The organism is Rhizorhabdus sp. (assembly GCF_018006725.1).
Lineage (GTDB): Bacteria > Pseudomonadota > Alphaproteobacteria > Sphingomonadales > Sphingomonadaceae > Rhizorhabdus.
Genome location: NZ_JAGMXV010000257.1, coordinates 1 through 5,951 on the forward strand (window position 1 = coordinate 1; position 5,951 = coordinate 5,951).

Below are 5,951 nucleotides of genomic sequence, written 5' to 3' on the forward strand. Positions count from 1 at the left end.
TACAATTGCTCCATGGAAGCCGATATCTACGAGGTCGGTGGTCAGCAACGGTCCTGGTAGAATCAATCAAGCGTTCAGTGTTCGTTCTTCAACCTGGCCAAAATCGCAGCTTCGGGCCGACTGGGCCGTCTAGGCGGTGTGCGGGCGATAGGAGCGCGAGGTTTGTCCCCATTCCCAAATTATCAAAAGCTTGCCGGCAAAGCCGGCTCATCATGGGGATGCCGGGTGGGAGGATCGCGTAGCGATCCGGGGCGGCCGTAGGCCGCGAGCCGGCGGGGCGAAGCCCCAAGAGGCGGTGCTTTTCTTTTTCTTTGGGCGTGTCGGTCCTGCTGGCGCAGAGTTATCCACAGGCAGGGCTACCCCAAAACTCACCGTTCACCTTCTGATTCAAAGATTCTTCTTAGATTCAAGATTCAGGGTGCCTCAAACCCGCAGAAAACTTGGAAAAATGACCTCGAAAAGTGAGTGTTGGGGTCGAGTCGCGTGAGTTTTGGGGTAGCCTTCGGTGAGTTTTGGGGGCGGTAAAAGTGAGTGTTGGGGTCGAGTCCGGTGAGCTTTGGGGTATCCGCAAAATTGACGGTGAGTTTTGGGGTAGCCTCTCCCCTGATCGCGAACGGCGAGCTTTAGGATTTGCGTAGCTCACCGTTGCTGTTAAGGTGAGGGCATGGCTTTGACAAACTCACCAGTGAAGGACGGCAAGGCAAAGACTGCCTCGGGCAACGAAACCGCCCTGACCCTCGCCCAAAGGGGGCGCGGAAACCCTTTCGATCCCGCCAATTACGGGGAAATCGTCAAACCTGGCGAACTGGTCGATATTGTTGAGCTGTCGCCCCTCACCCTCGCCGATCGGCGAATCTACAATCTGCTGATCGCGAACGCCTGGGACCGGATCGGCGAGCCGGTCATTCACCGCATCGCCAAATCCGCGCTCAAGGGCACGCACCAGGGCAATGAGCGCATAGAAAGCTCGCTGCTGCGCCTGATGGGCACGATCGCGATCGTCACCATCCGCAAGGCCGGCAAGAGCTACAAGCGCCGCGTCCAGCTTCTCGGCCCCAGCGACGAAAGCCTCGAGAAAGACGGCTTCCTCCATTATCGGATTCCCGAGGAGCTGATTGAGATACTGCGCAACAGCGAGGTCTATGCCCGTCTCAAGACGCAGGTGATGTATTGTTTCGAGTCGAAATATGCGCTGTGCCTCTATGAAATGATCGAACGGCGGATCGGCCTCGAATACAAGCAAAGCGAAGAGTTCACGATTGCGGAGCTGCGCGGGCTGCTCAACGTGCCGGAAGGCAAGTTGGAACGCTTCGCCGATTTCAACAAATACTGCCTCAAGGTTGCGCAGGACGAAATCAACAAGCTCTGCCCCTTCTGGGTCGAGTTCACGCCGATCAAGAATGGCCGCAAGGTCGAGCGGGTTTCGATGATGTGGCTCCCGAAAACCATGAGCGGCCGCCGCGACGCGCAAAACCTGATCGACCAACATAGTATCGTCCGCCGCGCCAAGCTACGCGGGGACATACCCGAAATGCCGGTGCTGGTGGCCTTCAACCAGTCCGCCGCCCAAAGGTGAGGCCCTACCCCAAAACTCACTTTTCGCGCGCTGGGGCTGCCTCGCCCTAGCCGGTCCTACCCCTCGCCGGCATCGAGCGCGCGGCTCACCGTGAACTGTATCCATGCGCTGCGGCTGATTCCGCGCCGCTTGGCAGCCGCATCGACCTTGGCGAGAAGCGCGCGATCGAACCGCAGCATCACCGGGGACTTGCGCGGCTCGGCCCCCTGCCCCGCCTCGTCGGCCTCCGCCGCGATCGGCGCGGCCTCCGGCTTGGCCGCGCCGGCAATGAAGGCATCGGCCGCCGCCTCGTCCATCGGCGGCTTGGGCTTGCTGTTCGGTTTACGAGCGATAGCCATAAAAAATCACTCCGATATTATCTTGATATACAAACCGCGCCGATCAGCGCCGTCAATTCGTCTATCGCCTTGGGGTCGCGCGGGCTTTGCTCGATAACCGCCCTGCCTTCGGCCGCCGCGTTCGGGAACGCTTTGCGCCGCACGATCGACGTGGGCAGCACCTCGATGCCGTCGATATCGCCGATCATCTCCAAGGCGGCCTCATTGTCGGCCCCCTGCGCGTCTGCGCCGTTCAGCACTGCGACGGCGCGCAAGCCCTCGTTGATCTCGCGCGCTTCGGCGACCAGCGCCGAAACCTGATCGAGCGCCCACACGTCGAAGCTGCGCGGCTGCACCGGCACCAGGAGCGTATCGGCGACGGTGAGCGCGGCGCGGAGCGATCCGGTGTCGCGTCCGCCCACGTCGATGATGATATCATCATATTTGGTGGCGAGCTGGCGGACCTGGCTGCGCAGCGCCGCGCCGGTGAGGGCGACGGCGGTATAGCCCGCTTGCCCAAGCCGCTCGGCGCGAAGCTGGGTGAAGGTGAGGGCGGTGCCCTGCTCGTCCCCGTCCACCAGCAAGAGGTCGCGGCCGGCGAGCGCCAGCGCGACCGCGAGATTGACGGCGAGGGTGGTCTTGCCCACGCCGCCTTTCGTGTTTCCGACTGCCAATATCATAATGCCCTCACTCCGCGCGTCATCGTTAATCGTTTCGGCATGATCTGTCTATCGTTGTGATATACAGTCGCGCTCAATCCTCCGGCTCGGGATCGTCGTCGTCCAGCGGATGCTCCATGACCCCATGCCCCTCGATCGGGCAGAGCGGCGCACCGGCCTGTTCCAGCCATTTGCGCGCGGTTCTGACGGTATAGCCGCACGTCGCACACTCGCATTTGAGCATCCGGGTTTTCTGCTTCCTGGGCGCGGTCGACTCCCCGTCCGTGTCGAGGCGGGCATGGGGGAGGGGGCCAGCGGCATCGAGGATCGGCACGATGGCGGCAAGGAACGCCTCTCCGGGGGTGGTGGCGCGCATCGGCCCGACAAGCCCCAGCCCCAGCGCGACCCGTTTAAACGCCGCCCCATGTCCGGCCGGGATGCCGACGGCAGCATGGACCAGCTCATGCGCGAGGATGGCCGCGATCTGCGAGGGCATCGCGTCAGGCGCGTGTGCGAGGTCCGGGCGGATGAAGATTTCAAAATGCCCGTCCGCGCTCAAACGGTTGTCCCAGCACTCGCCGATCGCCTTGCCCTTGCGGCCCGCGCTGGTGAAGCCGATCGCGACCCGCACGCGCGAGGGCAGGGGGGCATCCAGCGCCTCGAACAGCGGGGCCATGCCCGCCGCCACCCGGTTGAGCCAGCTTTCGCGATTGTCCTGCGTCATGCCTTCTACTCCCTTCAAATCGCCCTTCGGGGCGATGGCCTCTCGCCATCGCTCCCGAGTTCGCGCGGAGCAGCCGGCCAGAGAGGGGAGCAGCGGGAATCGACGGGGTGGTGCGGGCGCAGGGAGCGAAGCGACTGAGCCTCGGCTCGTCTATTCCCGTTGCGGGGGAGAGGCGGCCGGGACCGCCTTTCCCCCCGAACGAACATCGACGCCGGCGCACGCCGGCACCGCAGGGCAGGGGCCTTGCCCCGGCCCCCGCGCGAGGATCGTCACGCTATGCGCCAAGACCGCTTGCGGGCTTGGTCGGAGCCTTCAGGCGGAGATAGAGCCGTGCCCGCAGGGACGCGCCCATAATCACTTTCTAATGTCGGACTGACGGTATAACGCTATCGTTATGATATACATATAATAGCAAAAAGTGCTGAACTGGTCATGCCCCGCGCCTCTCAAGCGTTCCTGAAATGACGATCGACCGCCTCGTCCCGCCCCGGCTCAAAGCCTGCTTCAGGAGGAAAGGGCGTCTCTCTTGCACTAGTGCAACGGTTGCACTATATGGAGGCATGGTCACGATGTTTCGCGGTCCCCGCTGGAAGATTGCCGTCTATGGCCGCGATCATGGCGTGCCGCATTTTCACATCGAAGGCCCGGATTTCCGCTGCTCGGTGGCAATCGCGACGTTCGAGCTGATCGTCGGCACCGTGCCAACGGCGGTCCTGAAAGACGCTTTGGAATGGGCGGGGCCGAACCAGGCGCTGCTCATGCAGACATGGCAGGAGTTGAACGGATGAACGTCACCGACAAGACCCGCACTATTGCCGCCGTGCGCGCGATTGGTCCTTCGGCGCTGCATGTGTCGTGGTCGGATGGCACGGCCGCCGATATCGAGCTGGGCGCGATCCTCAATGATCGCGCCTTCGCCCCGCTGCGCGATCCCGGCGAGTTCGCCAAGGTCGAGCTGGGCGATTGGGGGCATAGCCTGGCCTGGCCTTCGGGGGTCGAGCTGGGCGCGGACATGCTGTGGCTCGAAACGCTCTCGGCAACCGGACATAGCGACGTGCGCGCCTTTCTCGAATGGCGGCTGCGCCATGCCCTGTCGCTGTCGAAGGCGGCCGACGCGCTGGGCGTCTCACGCCGGATGGTCGCCTATTATTCCAATGGCGAAAAGAGAGTGCCCAAGCCGATCCTGCTGGCCTGTCGGGGCTGGGAGGTCAGCGACGGGCTGCATCAGGCGGCATAGGCGGAGCAATGCGAGCAATCTTCATCCGCCACGGCGAATCCACCGGCAACGCCGGCGTGCCCTGCCATGATCTCGCGACGATCGAGCTGACGGAGCGCGGCCACGAACAGGCGAGGGCGGTCGCGGCGAGCTGGACGCAAGCACCCGCGCTCATCGTAACGTCGCCCTATACGCGCACCCGGCAGACGGCCGCGCCGACGATCGCGCGCTTTCCCGGCGTGCCGGTCGAAGTGTGGCCGATCGAAGAGTTCACCTATCTGCAACCGGCGCGCTGGAACGGCACGCGCAGCGCCGAACGGATGCCGCACCTCGAACGCTATTGGCAGGACGCGGACCCGGACTATTGCGACGGGGAAGAGGCGGAGAGCTTCGCCACGCTGCTGCGGCGCTGCGAGGCGGCGCTAGATCGCCTCGCAGCCATGCCTGCGGGATCGCTGGTCTATGTGTTCGGGCATGGGCAGTTCATCCAGGCCGCGCGTGCGATCGTCGCCGACGCCGATCTGGACGAAAGGGCTAAGATGCGGGCGTTCTGGCGCAAGGGCGAGCCGCCCGCGATCAGCAACGCGCAGCGGGTAGGCTTCCATTGGCAGGGCGGGCGCTGGGAATGTGCGCCGGCGCTGGCTGCCTAGTGGCGGGATTCACCTGTTTGTCAGCCATGACTTTTTGAGGATATCGCTGTCGCATGGAAACGCGACTAGACCTTCGATTCCGGATCGTCTCAGGGCTGTATCTGGCTTGCTTCGGGATTGGCGCATTCAATCATGCACGTGATTTTCTGGCCTATGGCTGGCGGCCTTATAGTTGGGGGCCAACGATCCTGGAATTATTCTGGACCTCGCTAATCTTTCTGGATTTGCTCGTTATCGCCCTGCTTCTTTCACGATTTAAGCGATCTGGCCTGCTGTTGGCGGGAGCGGTCATGATTGCCGATGTGATAGCAAATACTTACGCGCTGGTGGTCCTGAAAATTGCGGCGTTCGGGGTCGCCGTGCCGCTCCAAGCGACATTTCTAGGTTTCATACTTGGCTCAATTCCCTTCATTTGGCCTAGGAAAGCGGTGACCTTGGCCACCTAACGGCAATCACATGATTTGCGCCGCTGATCGTCTCCCCTGATCGCGGCCCCCGGCCCGCTCGATCTGGCTGCACGAAAAACACTGTCGGATTGGGAAACTGCACGACAACGGCGCTGGCGGGGTTTTCCGTCACCCTTAGATCAACACCCGCTCCACCTCGTCGAGCGTCACGTCATCGGGCCGCCGATCGTAGAGCTGGGTGGTGCGCGTCGAGCTGTGGTTCGCCATCGTCGCGGCCGTCTCCAGGGTGCCGCCGTTTTTCAGATAGGTGGTAATGCCGGTTGCGCGGAAAGAGTGGTTGCCGATCGCCGTCCCGATCTCGGCCGCGCCAGCGCGTCGGCGCACCATCGCAAAGGCATTGGC

8 protein-coding genes and 1 pseudogene are annotated in these 5,951 nt (G+C 63.0%); 5 read left to right on the forward strand and 4 right to left on the reverse strand.

Annotated features, from left to right (window positions below):
* Window positions 1–664: 664 nt before the first annotated feature.
* Entirely contained in the window at window positions 665–1,576 is a 912-nt protein-coding gene (locus KAY22_RS23045) for a replication initiation protein (RefSeq protein WP_296625512.1), read from the forward strand.
* Between the two features lie 56 nt (window positions 1,577–1,632).
* Here the strand turns inward: KAY22_RS23045 and KAY22_RS23050 are convergent, their stop codons facing one another.
* The 3 genes from KAY22_RS23050 to KAY22_RS23060 form a co-directional block, all read right to left on the reverse strand.
* Window positions 1,633–1,914, reverse strand: a complete 282-nt coding sequence (locus KAY22_RS23050; RefSeq protein ID WP_004213379.1) for a hypothetical protein — start codon at window positions 1,912–1,914, stop codon at window positions 1,633–1,635.
* A gap of 17 nt (window positions 1,915–1,931) precedes the next feature.
* A complete protein-coding gene (locus tag KAY22_RS23055; RefSeq protein ID WP_004213380.1) occupies window positions 1,932–2,573 on the reverse strand; it encodes an AAA family ATPase in 642 nt (213 codons plus the stop codon).
* A gap of 73 nt (window positions 2,574–2,646) precedes the next feature.
* Complete coding sequence (locus KAY22_RS23060) at window positions 2,647–3,276, reverse strand: transcription elongation protein SprT (protein WP_017503386.1); 630 nt, start codon at window positions 3,274–3,276, stop codon at window positions 2,647–2,649.
* Window positions 3,277–3,737: 461 nt separating this feature from the next.
* Between KAY22_RS23060 and KAY22_RS23065 the strand changes: the two genes are divergently transcribed.
* From KAY22_RS23065 to KAY22_RS23080, 4 genes are read left to right on the forward strand one after another with little or no spacing between them, the layout of a single operon-like run.
* The gene (locus KAY22_RS23065; protein WP_251652444.1) at window positions 3,738–4,064 is read left to right on the forward strand and encodes a DUF4160 domain-containing protein; all 327 of its coding nucleotides are present in this window, start codon (window positions 3,738–3,740) and stop codon (window positions 4,062–4,064) included.
* On the forward strand, window positions 4,061–4,513 hold the full coding sequence (locus KAY22_RS23070; RefSeq protein ID WP_004213385.1) for a DUF2442 domain-containing protein: 453 nt from the start codon (window positions 4,061–4,063) through the stop codon (window positions 4,511–4,513). The genes KAY22_RS23065 and KAY22_RS23070 overlap by 4 nt, the downstream gene beginning before the upstream one ends.
* A gap of 8 nt (window positions 4,514–4,521) precedes the next feature.
* Window positions 4,522–5,142, forward strand: coding sequence for a histidine phosphatase family protein (locus tag KAY22_RS23075; protein WP_004213387.1), 621 nt, complete (start codon window positions 4,522–4,524; stop codon window positions 5,140–5,142).
* A gap of 53 nt (window positions 5,143–5,195) precedes the next feature.
* On the forward strand, window positions 5,196–5,588 hold the full coding sequence (locus KAY22_RS23080) for a hypothetical protein (RefSeq protein WP_296625513.1): 393 nt from the start codon (window positions 5,196–5,198) through the stop codon (window positions 5,586–5,588).
* A 135-nt stretch (window positions 5,589–5,723) separates the two neighbouring features.
* Here KAY22_RS23080 and KAY22_RS23085 read toward each other — a convergent pair.
* A pseudogene (locus KAY22_RS23085) lies at window positions 5,724–5,951 on the reverse strand (integrase); the annotation flags it as partial.